This window comes from Streptomyces sp. DS1-CR2 (assembly GCF_055760475.1).
Map to the genome: position 1 here is coordinate 4,657,863 of NZ_CM147085.1, position 14,644 is coordinate 4,672,506.

Annotated in this window: 15 protein-coding genes; 7 read left to right on the top strand and 8 right to left on the bottom strand. The window is 70.4% G+C overall.

Going from position 1 to position 14,644, the window contains the following annotated elements:
* Positions 1–13: 13 nt before the first annotated feature.
* The 3 genes from ACY0PA_RS22425 to ACY0PA_RS22435 form a co-directional block, all read right to left on the bottom strand.
* Complete coding sequence (locus ACY0PA_RS22425) at positions 14–1,024, bottom strand: phosphotransferase (RefSeq protein ID WP_473079509.1); 1,011 nt, start codon at positions 1,022–1,024, stop codon at positions 14–16.
* 35 nt (positions 1,025–1,059) lie between these two features.
* Positions 1,060–1,512, bottom strand: coding sequence for a pyridoxamine 5'-phosphate oxidase family protein (locus ACY0PA_RS22430; RefSeq protein ID WP_473079510.1), 453 nt, complete (start codon positions 1,510–1,512; stop codon positions 1,060–1,062).
* 76 nt (positions 1,513–1,588) lie between these two features.
* Entirely contained in the window at positions 1,589–2,245 is a 657-nt protein-coding gene (locus ACY0PA_RS22435; RefSeq protein WP_473079511.1) for a response regulator, read from the bottom strand.
* A gap of 390 nt (positions 2,246–2,635) precedes the next feature.
* Here ACY0PA_RS22435 and pdhA point away from each other — a divergent pair, with 390 nt between their 5' ends.
* The 3 genes from pdhA to ACY0PA_RS22450 are packed head-to-tail and all read left to right on the top strand — an operon-like array spanning position 2,636 to position 6,223.
* Positions 2,636–3,814 (top strand): pyruvate dehydrogenase (acetyl-transferring) E1 component subunit alpha, encoded by a 1,179-nt coding sequence (gene pdhA / locus ACY0PA_RS22440; protein ID WP_473079512.1) that lies wholly within the window; start codon positions 2,636–2,638, stop codon positions 3,812–3,814.
* Between the two features lie 2 nt (positions 3,815–3,816).
* The gene (locus tag ACY0PA_RS22445; protein ID WP_469982748.1) at positions 3,817–4,797 is read left to right on the top strand and encodes an alpha-ketoacid dehydrogenase subunit beta; all 981 of its coding nucleotides are present in this window, start codon (positions 3,817–3,819) and stop codon (positions 4,795–4,797) included.
* Between the two features lie 10 nt (positions 4,798–4,807).
* On the top strand, positions 4,808–6,223 hold the full coding sequence (locus ACY0PA_RS22450) for a dihydrolipoamide acetyltransferase family protein (protein ID WP_473079513.1): 1,416 nt from the start codon (positions 4,808–4,810) through the stop codon (positions 6,221–6,223).
* Positions 6,224–6,570: 347 nt separating this feature from the next.
* On the opposite strand, the gene ACY0PA_RS22455 is transcribed toward ACY0PA_RS22450, so the two are convergent.
* Positions 6,571–7,464, bottom strand: a complete 894-nt coding sequence (locus tag ACY0PA_RS22455) for a D-alanyl-D-alanine carboxypeptidase family protein (RefSeq protein WP_473079514.1) — start codon at positions 7,462–7,464, stop codon at positions 6,571–6,573.
* A 196-nt stretch (positions 7,465–7,660) separates the two neighbouring features.
* Between ACY0PA_RS22455 and ACY0PA_RS22460 the strand changes: the two genes are divergently transcribed.
* Both ACY0PA_RS22460 and ACY0PA_RS22465 read left to right on the top strand, forming a co-directional pair.
* The gene (locus ACY0PA_RS22460; RefSeq protein ID WP_473079515.1) at positions 7,661–8,329 is read left to right on the top strand and encodes a GntR family transcriptional regulator; all 669 of its coding nucleotides are present in this window, start codon (positions 7,661–7,663) and stop codon (positions 8,327–8,329) included.
* On the top strand, positions 8,326–9,630 hold the full coding sequence (locus ACY0PA_RS22465) for an MFS transporter (protein WP_473079516.1): 1,305 nt from the start codon (positions 8,326–8,328) through the stop codon (positions 9,628–9,630). The genes ACY0PA_RS22460 and ACY0PA_RS22465 overlap by 4 nt, the downstream gene beginning before the upstream one ends.
* Positions 9,631–9,824: 194 nt before the next feature.
* Here ACY0PA_RS22465 and ACY0PA_RS22470 read toward each other — a convergent pair whose 3' ends face one another.
* Complete coding sequence (locus ACY0PA_RS22470; protein WP_473079517.1) at positions 9,825–10,649, bottom strand: maleylpyruvate isomerase family mycothiol-dependent enzyme; 825 nt, start codon at positions 10,647–10,649, stop codon at positions 9,825–9,827.
* Between the two features lie 178 nt (positions 10,650–10,827).
* Between ACY0PA_RS22470 and ACY0PA_RS22475 the strand changes: the two genes are divergently transcribed.
* On the top strand, positions 10,828–11,649 hold the full coding sequence (locus ACY0PA_RS22475; protein ID WP_473079518.1) for a carbon-nitrogen family hydrolase: 822 nt from the start codon (positions 10,828–10,830) through the stop codon (positions 11,647–11,649).
* Between the two features lie 14 nt (positions 11,650–11,663).
* On the opposite strand, the gene ACY0PA_RS22480 is transcribed toward ACY0PA_RS22475, so the two are convergent.
* The 3 genes from ACY0PA_RS22480 to ACY0PA_RS22490 all read right to left on the bottom strand — a co-directional run bounded on the left by ACY0PA_RS22480 (position 11,664) and on the right by ACY0PA_RS22490 (position 14,186).
* Entirely contained in the window at positions 11,664–12,158 is a 495-nt protein-coding gene (locus ACY0PA_RS22480) for an LURP-one-related/scramblase family protein (RefSeq protein ID WP_473079519.1), read from the bottom strand.
* A 42-nt stretch (positions 12,159–12,200) separates the two neighbouring features.
* The gene (locus tag ACY0PA_RS22485; RefSeq protein WP_473079520.1) at positions 12,201–13,076 is read right to left on the bottom strand and encodes a YhjD/YihY/BrkB family envelope integrity protein; all 876 of its coding nucleotides are present in this window, start codon (positions 13,074–13,076) and stop codon (positions 12,201–12,203) included.
* Between the two features lie 66 nt (positions 13,077–13,142).
* Positions 13,143–14,186, bottom strand: a complete 1,044-nt coding sequence (locus ACY0PA_RS22490) for a GlxA family transcriptional regulator (RefSeq protein ID WP_473079521.1) — start codon at positions 14,184–14,186, stop codon at positions 13,143–13,145.
* A gap of 51 nt (positions 14,187–14,237) precedes the next feature.
* Here ACY0PA_RS22490 and ACY0PA_RS22495 point away from each other — a divergent pair, with 51 nt between their 5' ends.
* Positions 14,238–14,639: a cupin domain-containing protein gene (locus ACY0PA_RS22495; protein WP_356277807.1), complete on the top strand. Its 402-nt coding sequence runs from the start codon at positions 14,238–14,240 to the stop codon at positions 14,637–14,639.
* Positions 14,640–14,644: the final 5 nt, after the last annotated feature.

Sequence of the window (14,644 nt, forward strand, 5' to 3'; positions counted from 1 at the left end):
CACTGACGGCCGCTCACTGGGCGAACGCGTCGCGCACCGCCCCGTACTCGTTCGTCCACCACACGGCGAGCGCCGACGCCGCGGGGAACTGGGGATCGGCGCGGGTGTCGCCGCGTTCGTAGCGCCAGCGCAGTATCCAGAAGTCGTTGAGCCGCTCCCACCACACACGGTGGACGGCGGCCGCGAGTTCGTCCGCGCCGGCGCCCGAGGCGCGGCGGTACGCGCGCGCGTAGGCCCGCACCTTCGGCAGGTCCAGGGTGCCGACGGGACGCACGAAGAAGATCACGGCGGCGCGTACGGCCTCTTCGGCGCGCGGCTGCACCCCGAGCCGGTCCCAGTCGACGATCGCGGCCGGTACGCCGCCTTGGTAGAGCAGGTTGAACGGGTGGAAGTCCCCGTGCACCCAGCCGGTCGCCGAGGCCTGCTCAGGCCGCCGCCCCGCGCAGGACTCCAGGAGTGCGCGGCGCTCCACGAGCCGGTGCCGCGCGAGCTCGTCGAACGCGTCGTGCGGGCGACGGCGGCGCACCCGCTCCAGCAGGGTGTCGATGAGCGCGAGGGTGTCCGCGGGATCGGCACTGGCCCGCCCACGCGCGGGCGCGGCCCCCATGACCTTCTCCAGACAGGCGTGTACGAGTCCCAGGAGCGCCCCGAGCGTGCGGCACTGGGCCGCCGTGAGCTGAGCGCCGCCCCGGTGGCGGCCCTCGACCCAGGGGTGCAGGGCGTAGCTGGCGCCGCCGATGACGGTGACGGTGCGGCCGTCGGCGGCGGGCAGGGGCGGGGCGACGGGGACGCCGAGTGCGGCCAGGCGTTCGGTGGCGTGGTGCTGGCGGGCGATGGCGGCCGGGTCGGCGGTCTCGGGGTCGAAGTGGTGCTTGAGGAAGTAGCGGCCGCGCGTGGTGGCGAGCCGGTAGCCGCGGTTGAGCAGGCCCTGGTCGACGGGTTCGCAGGCCAGCGGTGAGCCGGCGTCGTACTGCCGCAGCAGGGCGCGGAGCGGTGGGGCGGAGTGAGCAGATGAGCGCGGCACGCGCCAGATGTTAGGGCACCCTGGGTAGCTGGTGGCTACAGAACGTGGCGAAAGACCCGCTTCGGATGACGGGCGCCGCCCGTCAGCTCGTGCACGGTGACGAACTGGGGCTCGATCCGCAGATAGACGGGGTCGAACGGCTCCCCGTCGGCGAAGCGGGGAGCGGGGCCGAAGAGGCCGAGTTCGCCGGGGGTCGGTTCGACGGCCACGCAGGTGCCGACGAACTGGACTGACCACTGGCCGTCGGCGGGGTCGCCGTTGTTCAGGTTGTCGGCGCCGTATGCGACGACGCTGCCGGCGCAGGCCTGGTGGTAGCCGTAGCCCTTGTGCATACGCAGGATGACCCGGCCGTCCACCACGATGTGGCGGGCCGAGGCGAGGAAGGGGAGCGCGCGCATGCTGGTCGCCACCCGGCCGTAGTCCACGCTGCCGATGAGCTCGATGGCGCGCTGTTCCCGGGCGCGGTCTTCCTGGAGTTCGGAGGGCATGTTTCCACAGTGCGCCACCGGAAGCGGGCAGCAAAAGGGGCCGCGGCCCCCTGCGAAAGGGACGTAGGTCCCGAATTCAGTGGCGCTTCTCGGCCTGCAGCCGCGCGACATATGCGGCGGCCTGCGAGCGGCGTTCCATGCCCAGTTTCGACAGCAGGCCGGACACGTAATTCTTGATCGTTTTCTCGGCGAGATGCAGGCGTTCCCCGATGACGCGGTTGGTCAGGCCTTCGCCGATCAGGTCGAGGATCTTGCGCTCCTGCTCGGTCAGGTTCGCGAGCCGGTCGTCCTGCGCTCCGCCGCCGCGGAGTCTTTCGAGGACGCGGGCGGTGGCGACGGGGTCGAGCAGGGACTTCCCGGCGGCGACGTCACGGACCGCGTTCAGGAGCTCGTTGCCTCTGATGGCCTTCAGTACGTAGCCGGAGGCGCCCGCCATGATCGCGTCGAAGAGTGCCTCGTCGTCGGCGAACGAGGTCAGCATCAGGCACTTGACCGAGTCGTCCTGGGAGCGGATCTCGCGGCACACCTCGACGCCGCTGCCGTCCGGGAGCCGCACGTCCAGGACCGCGACATCGGGGCGCGTGGCGGGGATGCGGACGACGGCGTCGGCAGCCGTACCCGCCTCGCCGACGACTTCGATGTCCTCTTCCACGGAGAGCATCTCGTGCACTCCGCGGCGTACGACTTCATGGTCGTCGAGTAGAAATACACGAATTTTTCCGTCTTCGGGCACACGGTCAGTCTCACATACTGGCTCTTCCCGTGCCTGAGGTGACCGGGATAACGTGCCGGTGTTCCGGCTGCCTGCCAGGCTTGTGACCGGTGCTCCGAATGGTGCTTTGACCGCGTCTGACCAGCGAGTGTTCCGCAGTTGCTCGATTTACTTGGATATCCAAGCAAAATCGCAGGTCAGAGGGGTTTCGCAGATATGTGGGGCACTGGGTAACGTGCATCGTGCAGGGCGCTCGCCGGGGCACCTGTCACGCCTGTACCCGGCCGAGTCGCACCCACCCCGTGCGCGGGACGGACCAGGCGAGCCTCCCCAAGGCCCTTTATCAAAAGGGCTGGGGGGACCCCCAGGCCTCCCGGCGAACCCGGGGGCCGGACCGACGGAGGAGCACACGTGACCGTGGACAGCACTGCCGCCGCGCGTACGCCGCGCAAGCGCACCGCTGCGAAAAAGTCTGGGAAGAAGTCCCCGGGAGTGGGAGCGCCCGACCTCGTCCAGCTGCTGAGCCCCGAGGGCCGGCGCGTGGAGGACCCCGCGCACGCCGAGTACGCCGCGTTCGTCGAGGACATCACGGCCGACGAGCTGCGCGGCCTGTACCGCGACATGGTCCTCACCCGCCGCTTCGACGCGGAGGCGACGTCGCTGCAGCGCCAGGGCGAGCTGGGCCTGTGGGCCTCGCTGCTCGGCCAGGAGGCCGCGCAGATCGGCTCGGGCCGCGCCACCCGCGACGACGACTACGTCTTCCCCACCTACCGCGAGCACGGCGTCGCCTGGTGCAGGGGCGTCGACCCGACGAACCTGCTCGGCATGTTCCGCGGCGTGAACAACGGTGGCTGGGACCCGAACAGCAACAACTTCCACCTCTACACGATCGTCATCGGCTCGCAGACGCTGCACGCCACCGGCTACGCCATGGGCATCGCCAAGGACGGCGCGGACAGCGCCGTGATCGCGTACTTCGGTGACGGCGCCTCCAGCCAGGGAGATGTCGCCGAGTCGTTCACGTTCTCCGCGGTCTACAACGCGCCCGTCGTGTTCTTCTGCCAGAACAACCAGTGGGCGATCTCGGAGCCGACCGAGAGGCAGACCCGCGTGCCGCTCTACCAGCGCGCGCAGGGCTACGGCTTCCCCGGCGTCCGCGTCGACGGCAACGACGTGCTCGCCTGCCTGGCCGTCACCAAGTGGGCCCTCGAGCGGGCGCGCAGGGGCGAGGGGCCGACGCTGGTCGAGGCGTTCACGTACCGCATGGGCGCGCACACCACCTCCGACGACCCGTCGAAGTACCGGGCCGACGAGGAGCGTGAGGCGTGGGAGGCGAAGGACCCGATCCTGCGCCTGCGCACCTATCTCGAGTCCGAAACTGACACGGACGAGGGATTTTTCGCGGAACTCGAGGCCGAGAGCGAAGCGTTGGGTCTTCGAGTACGCGAGGTCGTGCGGGCCATGCCGGACCCGGACCGGATGGCCATCTTCGAGAACGCGTACGCGGACGGGCACTCGCTCGTCGACGAGGAGCGTGCCCAGTTCGCCGCCTACCAGGCGTCGTTCTCCGATGCCGAGGGAGGCAACTGATCATGGCGGTACAGAAGCTTCCGCTCGCGAAAGCGATCAACGAGTCGCTGCGCGTGGCGCTCGACACCGACCCCAAGGTCCTGATCATGGGCGAGGACGTCGGCAAGCTCGGCGGCGTCTTCCGCGTCACGGACGGGCTGCAGAAGGACTTCGGCGAGGACCGGGTCATCGACACCCCGCTCGCCGAGTCCGGCATCGTCGGCACGGCCATCGGCCTCGCGCTGCGCGGGTACCGGCCGGTCGTCGAGATCCAGTTCGACGGTTTCGTCTTCCCCGCGTACGACCAGATCGTCACGCAGCTCGCGAAGATGCACGCCCGCGCGCTCGGCAAGATCAAGCTGCCGGTCGTCGTGCGGATCCCCTACGGGGGCGGCATCGGTGCGGTCGAGCACCACTCGGAGTCGCCGGAGGCGCTGTTCGCGCACGTGGCGGGCCTGAAGGTGGTCTCCCCGTCGAACTCGTCGGACGCGTACTGGATGATGCAGCAGGCCATTCAGAGCGACGACCCGGTGATCTTCTTCGAGCCGAAGCGGCGCTACTGGGACAAGGGCGAGCTCGACACCGAGGCGATCCCCGGACCGCTGCACGGCGCGCGCACGGTGCGCGAGGGCACGGATCTGACGCTCGTCGCGTACGGGCCGATGGTGAAGGTCTGCCTGGAGGTGGCCGCGGCCGCCCAGGAGGAGGGCAAGTCCCTGGAGGTCCTCGACCTGCGCTCCATGTCGCCGATCGACTTCGACGCGGTGCAGAAGTCCGTCGAGAAGACCCGCCGGCTCGTCGTGGTGCACGAGGCCCCGGTCTTCCTCGGTACGGGCGCGGAGATCGCCGCGCGGATCAGCGAGCGCTGCTTCTACCATCTGGAGGCGCCCGTGCTGCGGGTCGGCGGCTATCACGTGCCGTACCCGCCGGCGCGCCTCGAGGATGAGTATCTGCCGGGCCTCGACCGGGTGCTCGATGCCGTCGACCGCTCGCTGGCGTACTGAGGAGAGGGCCGTGACGACGATGACAGACGCTGCGCTGGCCGAGTTCAAGATGCCCGACGTGGGCGAGGGGCTCACCGAGGCCGAGATCCTCAAGTGGTACGTCCAGCCGGGTGACGCGGTCACCGACGGGCAGGTCGTGTGCGAGGTGGAGACGGCGAAGGCGGCTGTCGAGCTGCCCATCCCGTTCAACGGGGTGGTGCGCGAGCTGCGCTTCCCCGAGGGGACGACGGTGGATGTGGGGCAGGTGATCATCGCGGTGGACATCGCGGGCGGATCCGGCGCTACGGCCACTGCTCCCGGGTCCGTGTCCGTGCCGGAGCCCGCGTCGCCCGAACCCGAGGCCGAGCCTCAGGGGCGGCAGCCGGTTCTCGTGGGGTACGGGGTGTCCGAGGCGTCGACCAAGCGCAGGCCGCGCAAGGGAGACGTGGCGGCGGCCCCCGCGGCGGTCACGCAGCCGGCGCCCGCTCCCGCTCCCGCTACCGCGCCGGAAGCTCCGGCGAAGGAGAACGGACGGCCGCTGGCCAAGCCCCCCGTGCGCAAGCTGGCCAAGGATCTGGGTGTCGACCTCGCGCAGGTCTCCCCCTCCGGTCCTGACGGCATCATCACCCGCGAGGACGTGCACGCGGCCGTCGCCCCGGCTCCCGAGCCGGTCGTGACGCAGGCGCAGGTACTGGCACAGCCGCAGGAGCCGGTCGCCGCCGCGCCGGCCGTAGTCCCGGACGGCGTCCGCGAGACCCGTATCCCCGTCAAGGGCGTACGCAAGGCGACCGCGGCCGCGATGGTCGGCTCCGCGTTCACCGCGCCGCACGTCACGGAGTTCGTGACGGTCGACGTGACGCGGACGATGAAGCTCGTCGAGGAGCTGAAGGCCGACAAGGAGATGCAGGGGCTGCGGGTCAATCCGCTGCTGCTCATCGCCAAGGCGCTGCTCGTCGCGATCAAGCGGAACCCCGAGATCAGCGCGTCCTGGGACGAGGCCGCCCAGGAGATCGTCCGCAAGCACTACGTGAATCTGGGCATCGCCGCCGCCACGCCGCGCGGTCTGATCGTGCCGAACATCAAGGACGCGCACGCCAAGACCCTGCCCGAACTGGCGGCGGCACTGGGCGAGTTGGTGTCGACGGCCCGCGAGGGCAAGACGTCGCCGGGCGCCATGCAGGGCGGCACGGTGACGATCACGAACGTCGGCGTCTTCGGCGTCGACACGGGCACCCCGATCCTGAACCCGGGCGAGCCCGCGATCCTCGCCGTGGGCGCGATCAAGCTCCAGCCCTGGGTCCACAAGGGCAAGGTGAAGCCCCGCCAGGTCACCACCCTGGCCCTCTCCTTCGACCACCGCCTGGTGGACGGAGAGCTGGGCTCGAAGGTACTGGCCGACGTGGCGGCGATTCTTGAACAGCCGAAGCGCCTGATCACCTGGGCGTGAGCGAACGACACGGGGCCGTCCCTGAGGGGCGGCCCCGTGTGGCGTACGTGTCACAGGGGATGACTTCGGTGATGGCTCCCGCTTCGGTTGTGAAGACGGCTTCAGCGTCCCCGAGGCCCGCGCAGGTGACGGCCAGCCGGTAGTGCTGCCCATGGTCCGCGGTCGGTCGCGAGTGCACCCCGTCCGCGATGCTCTCGATGCCGCCTTTCAGTAAGCTCCGGCAGGGCCGTCGCCGAGCGTTCCCAGTTGTCGATCCTGTCGCCGGCGGGGGCGCGCTCCGCGACGGAGGCCGGCGGGAAAGAAGGGCCCGTCGCAGCACGCGGCAGGCCCCTCCCATGCGGTGCGGGTTACTTCTTGAACCCGTAGTCCATAAGCTTCTTCGCGTCCGCCGTGCGGTTGGTCACGGAGGACGAGGCGAGGACGGTGCCGATGACCGTTTTGCCGTTGCGGGTCGCGGCGAAGACCAGGCAGTACTTGGCCTCGGGGCCTGAGCCGGTCTTCACGCCGATGGTGCCGGAGTAGCTGCCGAGCAGGTTGTTCGTGTTGGACCACGACATGTAGCGGTAGCCGCCGCTCTTCGTGGTGACCTTCTGCTTCGTCGACGTCGTCTTCACGACCGCGCGGAACGTGGAGTTCTTCATCGCGGACGAGGCGATCTTCGTCAGGTCGCGCGGCGTCGAGTAGTTCGCCCCGCTGCCGATGCCGTCGAACGAGTCGAAGTGCGTGTTCTTCAGGCCCAGGTCCGTGGCGGCCTTGTTCATCTTGCCGATGAAGGACTTCACGCGGGCGGCGCGCGTGCTGCCGGAGCCGAACTTGTCGGCCAGGGCGTACGCGGCGTCGCAGCCCGACGGGAGCATGAGCCCGTACAGGAGCTGGCGGACGGTGACCTTGTCGCCGACGATCAGACGGGCCGACGACGCGTTCTTCGCGACGATGTAGTCGCTGTACGCCTTCTGGATCGTGACCTTGGAGTCCAGGTTCAGGTTCGACTGAGCCAGGACGACCTTCGCGGTCATGATCTTGGTGGTGGAGCCGGTGGAACGGCGGGTGTCGGCGGCCTTGGTGAACAGGCTCGTACCGGTCCCGTTGTTCATCACGTAGCCGCCCTTGGCGACGATCGTGGGGGTGGGCAGCGTGGCCGCCTGCGCGGAGGTGGCGAAGACCCCGCTGGTCAGGACCGCAGCGGCGGTCACGGTGGCAGCGGCGGTTACGCGGCGAATGCCCTTAATGCGGGTTTTCAAGTTGAACGCTCCAAAAGCCCCTGGAATGCGGCCACATGAGGTGCCGCTCGCTGAAGAGACTCATGAGCACGGCGGATGGATGTGCCGGATTGCGGAGTATTTATGGCGAGGGGGCGGCCCCAGCCGTTCAGGGGTGCCGCGTCCGCATCCTGGACGGCCGCCGACGATGCGTACGTGTTGTATCTATGATGTGCGCATGCCTCCCGCGCCCCCGCCCCCCGCTGCCGTCAAGCGACCGCCGGCGGCCGACCGCGTCTACGACCACGTCAAGCGCAGCGTCCTCGAACGCCGTTACGAGGGCGGGACGTTGCTCACCGAGGGCGAGCTCGCCGAGGCCGTCGGAGTCTCCCGCACCCCGGTGCGCGAGGCGCTGCTCAAGCTGGAGGTCGAGGGGCTGATCAAGCTCTACCCGAAGAAGGGTGCCCTGGTCCTCGCCGTCTCCGCACAGGAGATCGCGGACGTCGTCGAGACCCGCCTCCTCGTCGAGGAGCACTCCGTACGCAAGGCGGTCCCCGCGCCCGCGAGCCTGATCGCCCGCCTGGAGGAACTGCTCTCGCTCCAGCGGACCCAGGCCGCCGCGGGCGAGTTCACCGACGCGGCCAGCACCGACCGCTGCTTCCACGCCGAGATCGTCCGCAGCGGAGGCAACGCGATCCTCTCCCGCCTCTACGACCAGCTGCGCGACCGCCAGCTGAGAATGGGCGTCGCCGTGATGCACTCGCACCCGGACCGGATCGCCAAGACACTCACCGAGCACGCGGAGATCCTCGACGCGCTGCGCGCCGGCGACGCCGAGGCAGCCGTCACCGTCGTCCGCCGCCACGTCGGCTGGTTCTCGAACCTGGCGCGGGGCGAGGTCCGATGAGCTCCGCAGGCACCGCGACGCTGCCCGGAGACCCGCCCGGCGGCCGCAAAGCCATCGCCGTCTGGTCCATAGGCGTCGCCGTCTACTTCGTCGCCGTCATCTTCCGCACCTCACTGGGCGTCGCGGGCCTCGACGCCGTCGAACGCTTCCACATCAACGCCTCGGCGCTGTCCACCTTCTCGATCCTCCAGCTGCTCGTGTACGCGGGCATGCAGATACCCGTCGGCCTGATGGTCGACCGGCTCGGCACCAAGCGCGTCCTGACGATCGGCGTCGTCCTCTTCACCATCGGCCAGCTCGGCTTCGCGTTCTCGCCCTCGTACGGGACGGCCCTCGTCTCGCGCGCGCTGCTCGGCTGCGGCGACGCGATGACGTTCATCAGCGTGCTGCGGCTCGGCACCCGCTGGTTCCCCGCCCGGCGCGGGCCGCTGGTCGCGCAGCTCGCCGGCCTCGTCGGCATGGCCGGCAACCTGGTGTCGACCCTCGTGATCGCACGGCTGCTGCACGGCGTCGGCTGGGAGGCCGCGTTCGCCGGCAGCGCGCTCGCCGGAGTCGTCGTCCTCGTCCTGATGCTGCTCTTCCTCAAGGACCATCCGGAAGGCTTCGAACCGGAGCCCGTGCGGCACACCGGCGGGGCCTTCGTCCGCGGACAGATCCTCGCGTCCTGGCGCGAGCCGGGGACACGGCTCGGCCTGTGGGTGCACTTCACGACGCAGTTCCCGGCGATGGTGTTCCTGCTGCTGTGGGGCCTGCCGTTCCTGGTCGAGGCGCAGGGCCTCTCGCGCGGGACCGCCGGTGAACTGCTCACCCTCGTCGTGCTGTCCAACATGCTGATCGGGCTCGTCTACGGGCAGATCGTGGCCCGGCACCACATGGCCAGGCTGCCGCTCGCCCTCGGCACGGTCGCCGGTACGGCCGTGATGTGGGCCGTGACGATCGCCTACCCGGGGGACCACGCGCCGATGTGGCTGCTGGTGGTGCTGTGCGTCGTGCTCGGAGCGTGCGGTCCCGCGTCCATGCTCGGATTCGACTTCGCGCGCCCGGCGAACCCGCCGGAGCGGCAGGGAACCGCGTCCGGGATCGTCAACATGGGCGGGTTCGTCGCGTCGATGACGACGCTGTTCGCGATCGGGGTCCTGCTGGACGCGACCGGCGACAACTACCGGATCGCGTTCTGCGCGGTGTTCGTGCTCGAGGCGCTCGGGGTGAGCCAGATCCTGCGACTGCGCCGACGCGCGGACCGGCGCGAGCGGGAGCGCCTTGTGGCCAGCCGGGTGGAGACGGTGCACGTACCGGCGTAGGCGGTCCTGGCGTTAGGCATACGCGGCTGAGGCGGTCCCGGCATGAGGCATACGCGGCTGAGGCGTACCCGTGCAATACATCCCCGCCCAAGATCTCCTCGCGTAAGACCTCCCCGCGTAAGCGACGGGCCCCGGTTGCCGTTTCCGGCACCGGGGCCTTGCCCGTCGCTCCGCCGCCCTGGCCCCCGTAAGGGCTACGGCGTCGTGGACAGCGAGTTCAGGATCGCCTGGGCGAGGTCCAGGTCGCCCTCCGTCTTGACCCGGTCGGACACCGCGTCGGGCGTCACACGGCCGCAGGCCAGCTTGACGAAGGTCTCCCAGTCGAGGGAGAGCGTGGCGGCCGGGCCCAGCGACGGGGCGCCGTCGACCGTGCCGCGCCCGTCCGCGTCGACGCGGACCGTGCGCAGGAACTCGACCGGCCCGTGCACATCGAAGACCACCGCCGAGTTCGCGGGCGCCGACGCGTCCTTCGCGACGACCTTCGGCAGGACGGCGAGCAGCATGTCGCGCGTGACGTACGCGCCCGGCGAGTCGAGGTTGCCGGGCCGGCCGATGGCCGCGCGCAGGTCCTGCTCGTGCACCCACACGTCGAACGCCCGCTTGCGCATGGCGAATTCGAGGGTCTCTTCCGTGCCGAGCGGCCCGCGCACCAGCGCGCCCGGCTCGCGCGACTCGTTGCGCAGCTGCCGGGAGCGCCGGATGATCGTGTACTCCAGCTCGGAGGTCATCTCGGGCGCCGTGTGGTGGCGCCGCACGTCGACCTGCATTTCCATGTACCGCTGGTGCTCGTTCTGCACGTGGTACAGGTCGCGCGGCAGCGTGTGGATGGGCCGCGGGTCACCGAGCATCTCGCAGTCGAGGCCGATGACGTGGGACACGATGTCCCGCACCGACCAGCCGGGGCATGGCGTGGCCCGGCTCCATTCGCCCTCCACCAGGGGCGTCACCAGCTCGGATATCGCTTCGATGGAATGCGTCCAGGCATCGGCGTAGGACTGAAGACTGGGGTGGAGACTCACGGAACGGGACCCCTCGGGCGGTTGTGGCGCGGGCAGTGGGTGTCTTGGAACGCGTCTGCGGGGGTCCGGGGGGAACCCCCGGAAATGCACAGTACGCTGCTGGCAGGCACCCCGGCAGTGCTTTCGTGTGACGATCGTAGGCCCGTGTAGACGGCTCGAATGCCAGGACGGTGGTAGTGTGCGCGCCTCGCTCATCCAGATCCGCGTAGATGATGACGAATCGCCCAATTCTCGTCGGCTGCGCGCCGCTTCGATGGTGCGGGATCAAGCCGGGTCCGCCGACCTCGTCGTCCTCCCCGAACTGTGGACCACCGGCGCCTTCGCCTACGAGGCCTTCGCGGCCGAGGCGGAGCCCCTGGAAGGCCCGACGTACGAGGTGATGGCGAAGGCCGCGAGCGACGCCGGTGTCTGGCTCCACGCGGGCACGATCCCTGAGCGCACCGTGTCCGACAGCGGCTCCGCCGCGGGCGACGGGCCGCTCTACAACACCGCGCTCGTCTTCTCCCCGGACGGCGAACTCGCTGCCGCCTACCGCAAGATCCACCGCTTCGGCTTCGACAAGGGCGAGGCCGTGCTGATGGGCGCGGGCGAAGAACTCGTCACCGTACGCCTGCCGGAGACCGTCCTCGGCGTCACCACGTGCTACGACCTGCGCTTCCCCGAGCTGTACCGGGGCCTCGTCGACCGGGGCGCGGAAACGCTTCTCATCTCCGCCGGCTGGCCCGAGCGGCGCCGCGCGCACTGGACGCTGCTCGCCCAGGCCCGCGCCGTCGAGAACCAGGCGTACGTACTGGCCTGCGGCACCGCCGGTACGCACGCGGGGGTGCCGCAGGCCGGGCACAGCGTCGTCGTGGACCCCTGGGGCCAGATCATCGGGGAGGCGGGCGCCGGCGAGGAGATCCTCACGGTCGAGTTCGACGGGGCCGCCGTCGCCGGGACCCGCGAGCGCTTCCCGGCCCTCAAGGACCGGCGGCTGGGGCTTGAGGCGCCGCGGCTGTGAGGAGGGCGGAGCCGTCAGCCCTCCCCCCGCTCCTTCTCCGCCAGGTGAATCACGCACACCGCGACGGCGATGATCAGCGCCGGGTCCGCGTCCTCGCGGATGACGTCGACGCCGTAGGTGTCGCGGACCCGTAGCCAGCGGCGGGAGATGTGGGCGAGCATCTCGCCGTCGTACTCTACGACGAACTCGCGGTCCAGGATCTTTCCGCTGACGTCGAGTTCGGTGCCGTCGATCAGTTCGACCCGGTAGTGGTTCCGTAGCAGCGACAGGCGCTTGCGCCTGATCTTGGCGAGGGCTTCGCCGCCGCGCGCGATGACCATCGTGTCGCGCAGGGCGAACATCTTCTCGTGGATGTCGATGAGCACCCGCCCGTCGGACCCCTTCAGCTCGAAGGTGTCCCGCAGACGCATCGCCTTGCCGTCGACGAGGAAGGCCTTGCGGCCCTGCTCGTCCTCGATCCAGTAGTCCTCGCCCACCGCGAAGAGCCGCTCTCGAACTTCGTATCTCATACGTCGAAGGGTGCCCGGCCCGCGCGAGAGGACTCTCCCCGCTCACCCGGGCGGCGGTGTTCCGAGGCGGCGGGCGAGGGGCCGTTCATGGGCGAGGACGTATCCGGTGGCGATCCCCACGCAGACGACCGTGAACAGCACGATGAGCCACGACAGCACGGTGAACACCATGCCGAGGGGGCCGAAGGCGGCCAGGGAACGGTTCAGCGTGCGCGGCATGTAGAAGCGCGACGCCCAGGCCAGGACGACCGCGCCGATGCCGGTCAGGACGGCGCCCGGCAGCAGGGGGAGCCACGCCACCCGGCTGCCGAGCAGCAGATGCTGCGTCCACCACCACAGCAGAATGCTCGACGCGCACGACAGGGGCAGGCCGAGCCAGGCACCCGCTCCGAACCCGTCGCGCACCAGCCCCTGGACCACGAGGGCGGCCAGCCACACCAGGAGCCACACCACCCACCGCCACGCGATGAGGCGCAGGCCCGCCGGGGGTAGGTGCCAGGAGCGCTCGCACACGCGTTGCAGGGCGCGGCTGCACGCGGTCGCCGACACCAGCGTGACGAGGACGCCGATGGTCCCGGAGGTCTCGCGAGTGGGGTCGTCGGTCGTCCCGAACGCCAGCTGGACCTGGTCGAGGGACGCCCCGGAGAGCCCGAGCGCGTAGGTGGCCGAGTCGATGAGCTGGTCGCGTACGGACGGCGGGGCGAACGCGGCGACGGCGATGAACACCGGGATCGCCGTCAGAAAGGCCTGTGCGGCGAGCCGGGTCGAGGAGTCCAGGAGGCTCACGTCGACCATCTGCCGGGTCAGGCTGGTGATGAACGGCAGCCGTTCGCGCAGTTCGGCCGCCCGCCCGGCGCCCCACCGCACGACCCTGGTCAGCTTGCCGGTGGGGCCGCCTCGTGAACTGTCGTCCGTCATAGCTGCCAAGCGTCGGCCACGCGCCACCCGCTCCGCCCGCAGACGCGCCGCCGGGGCCCGTGGCGCCTACAGGGATGCGGTCCCGGGGTGCGGCAGCGCGGGCTCCGCGGGCCCCCGGCCGAACCGCCTCCGGTACGACGACGGGCTCAGGCCCGTTTCCCGGCGGAGGCGGGCGCGCAGGTTTGCGGCGGTGCCCAGGCCGCTGCGCGCGGCGACCACGTCGAGGCGTTCCTCGCCGCGTTCGATGAGTCGGCAGGCGAGGGCGACCCGTTCGCCGGTGAGCCAGGCCAGTGGGGTGGTGCCGAGTTCGGCGCGGAAGCGGCGGTGCAGGGTGGCGGGGCTGACGGCGGCGTGTGCGGCGAGGTCCGCCACGCTCAGCGGTTCACCGATGCGTTCCTGTGCCCATGCGAGCAGCGGCGCGAGAGACTCGTCCGGTACCGCGGGCACGGGCCGTTCCACGAACTGCCGCTGACCGCCGTCCCGGTGGGCGGCGAACACGAGCCGCCGCGACACCGCGTTGGCGATCTCGGCGCCGTGGTCACGCCGTACGACGTGCAGCCCGAGGTCGAGCGCGGACGCGCTGCCGGACGCGGTGAGGATGTCGCCGTCGTCGACGAACAGCACGTCGGGTTCGAGGCGCACCGCGGGGAAGCGGGCGCGGAAGGAGTCCGCCCACATCCAGTGGCAGGCGGCCCGCCGCCCGTCGAGGAGCCCGGCCTCGGCGATGGTGAACGCGCCGGAGCAGAACCCGATGAGCCGTGCGCCCCGCGCGTGCGCCCGGCGCACGGCGTCGAGGACGGCGGGCCGCCGCGGCACGTCGGTGTCGGGCCGGTTGGGCACGATCAGCGTGTCCGCGGACTCGGCCGCGTCCAGGCCGGCCACGTCGGTCAGCGTGAAGAACCCGTCCCGCATCACCGTCCGCGTCTGCGGCGAGCACAGCCGGAAGTCGTACAGCTCACGGCCGAGTTCGGGCCGGCGCAGGCCGAAGACCTCGATGGCGCAGGACAGCTCGAAGGGGTTGGAGTTCTCGTCGACGATCACCACGACTCGGTGCGGCGGGCGGTGCGGCGCGTCCTGCGACGAGGGGCGCTGCGAGGATTCTTTCGCCATATGCGATTTCTAGCACTCGCCGCGGATCGGCGCCGGGCGCAGGATCGGCGTATGACCACTCGCGAGAACACGCCGATCGCCCTCGACGAGGCCCTGGCCTCCTTCGACGCCCTGTGGAGCCCCCGCATCGTCACCCGCGTCAATGACTACGACGTCCGCGTCGCGAAGGTCGAGGGGGACCACGTCTGGCACGTGCACGACGACACGGACGAGTTCTTCCTGGTCGTGGACGGTGAGCTGATCATCGCCCTGCGTGAGCCGGAGGGTGAGCGCGATGTCGTTCTGCCCCGGGGCTCGGTCTTCACGGTCCCGCGCGGTACGTGGCACAAGCCGCGCTCCCCGAAGGGCGCCTCGATCCTTCTCCTGGAGCCCACCGGCACCCCCACGGTCGGGGACCACCACGACGAGGTCCCCGATCACGTGGATGCCACTACGGGGCATGCGCTCGCTTAGTGGCA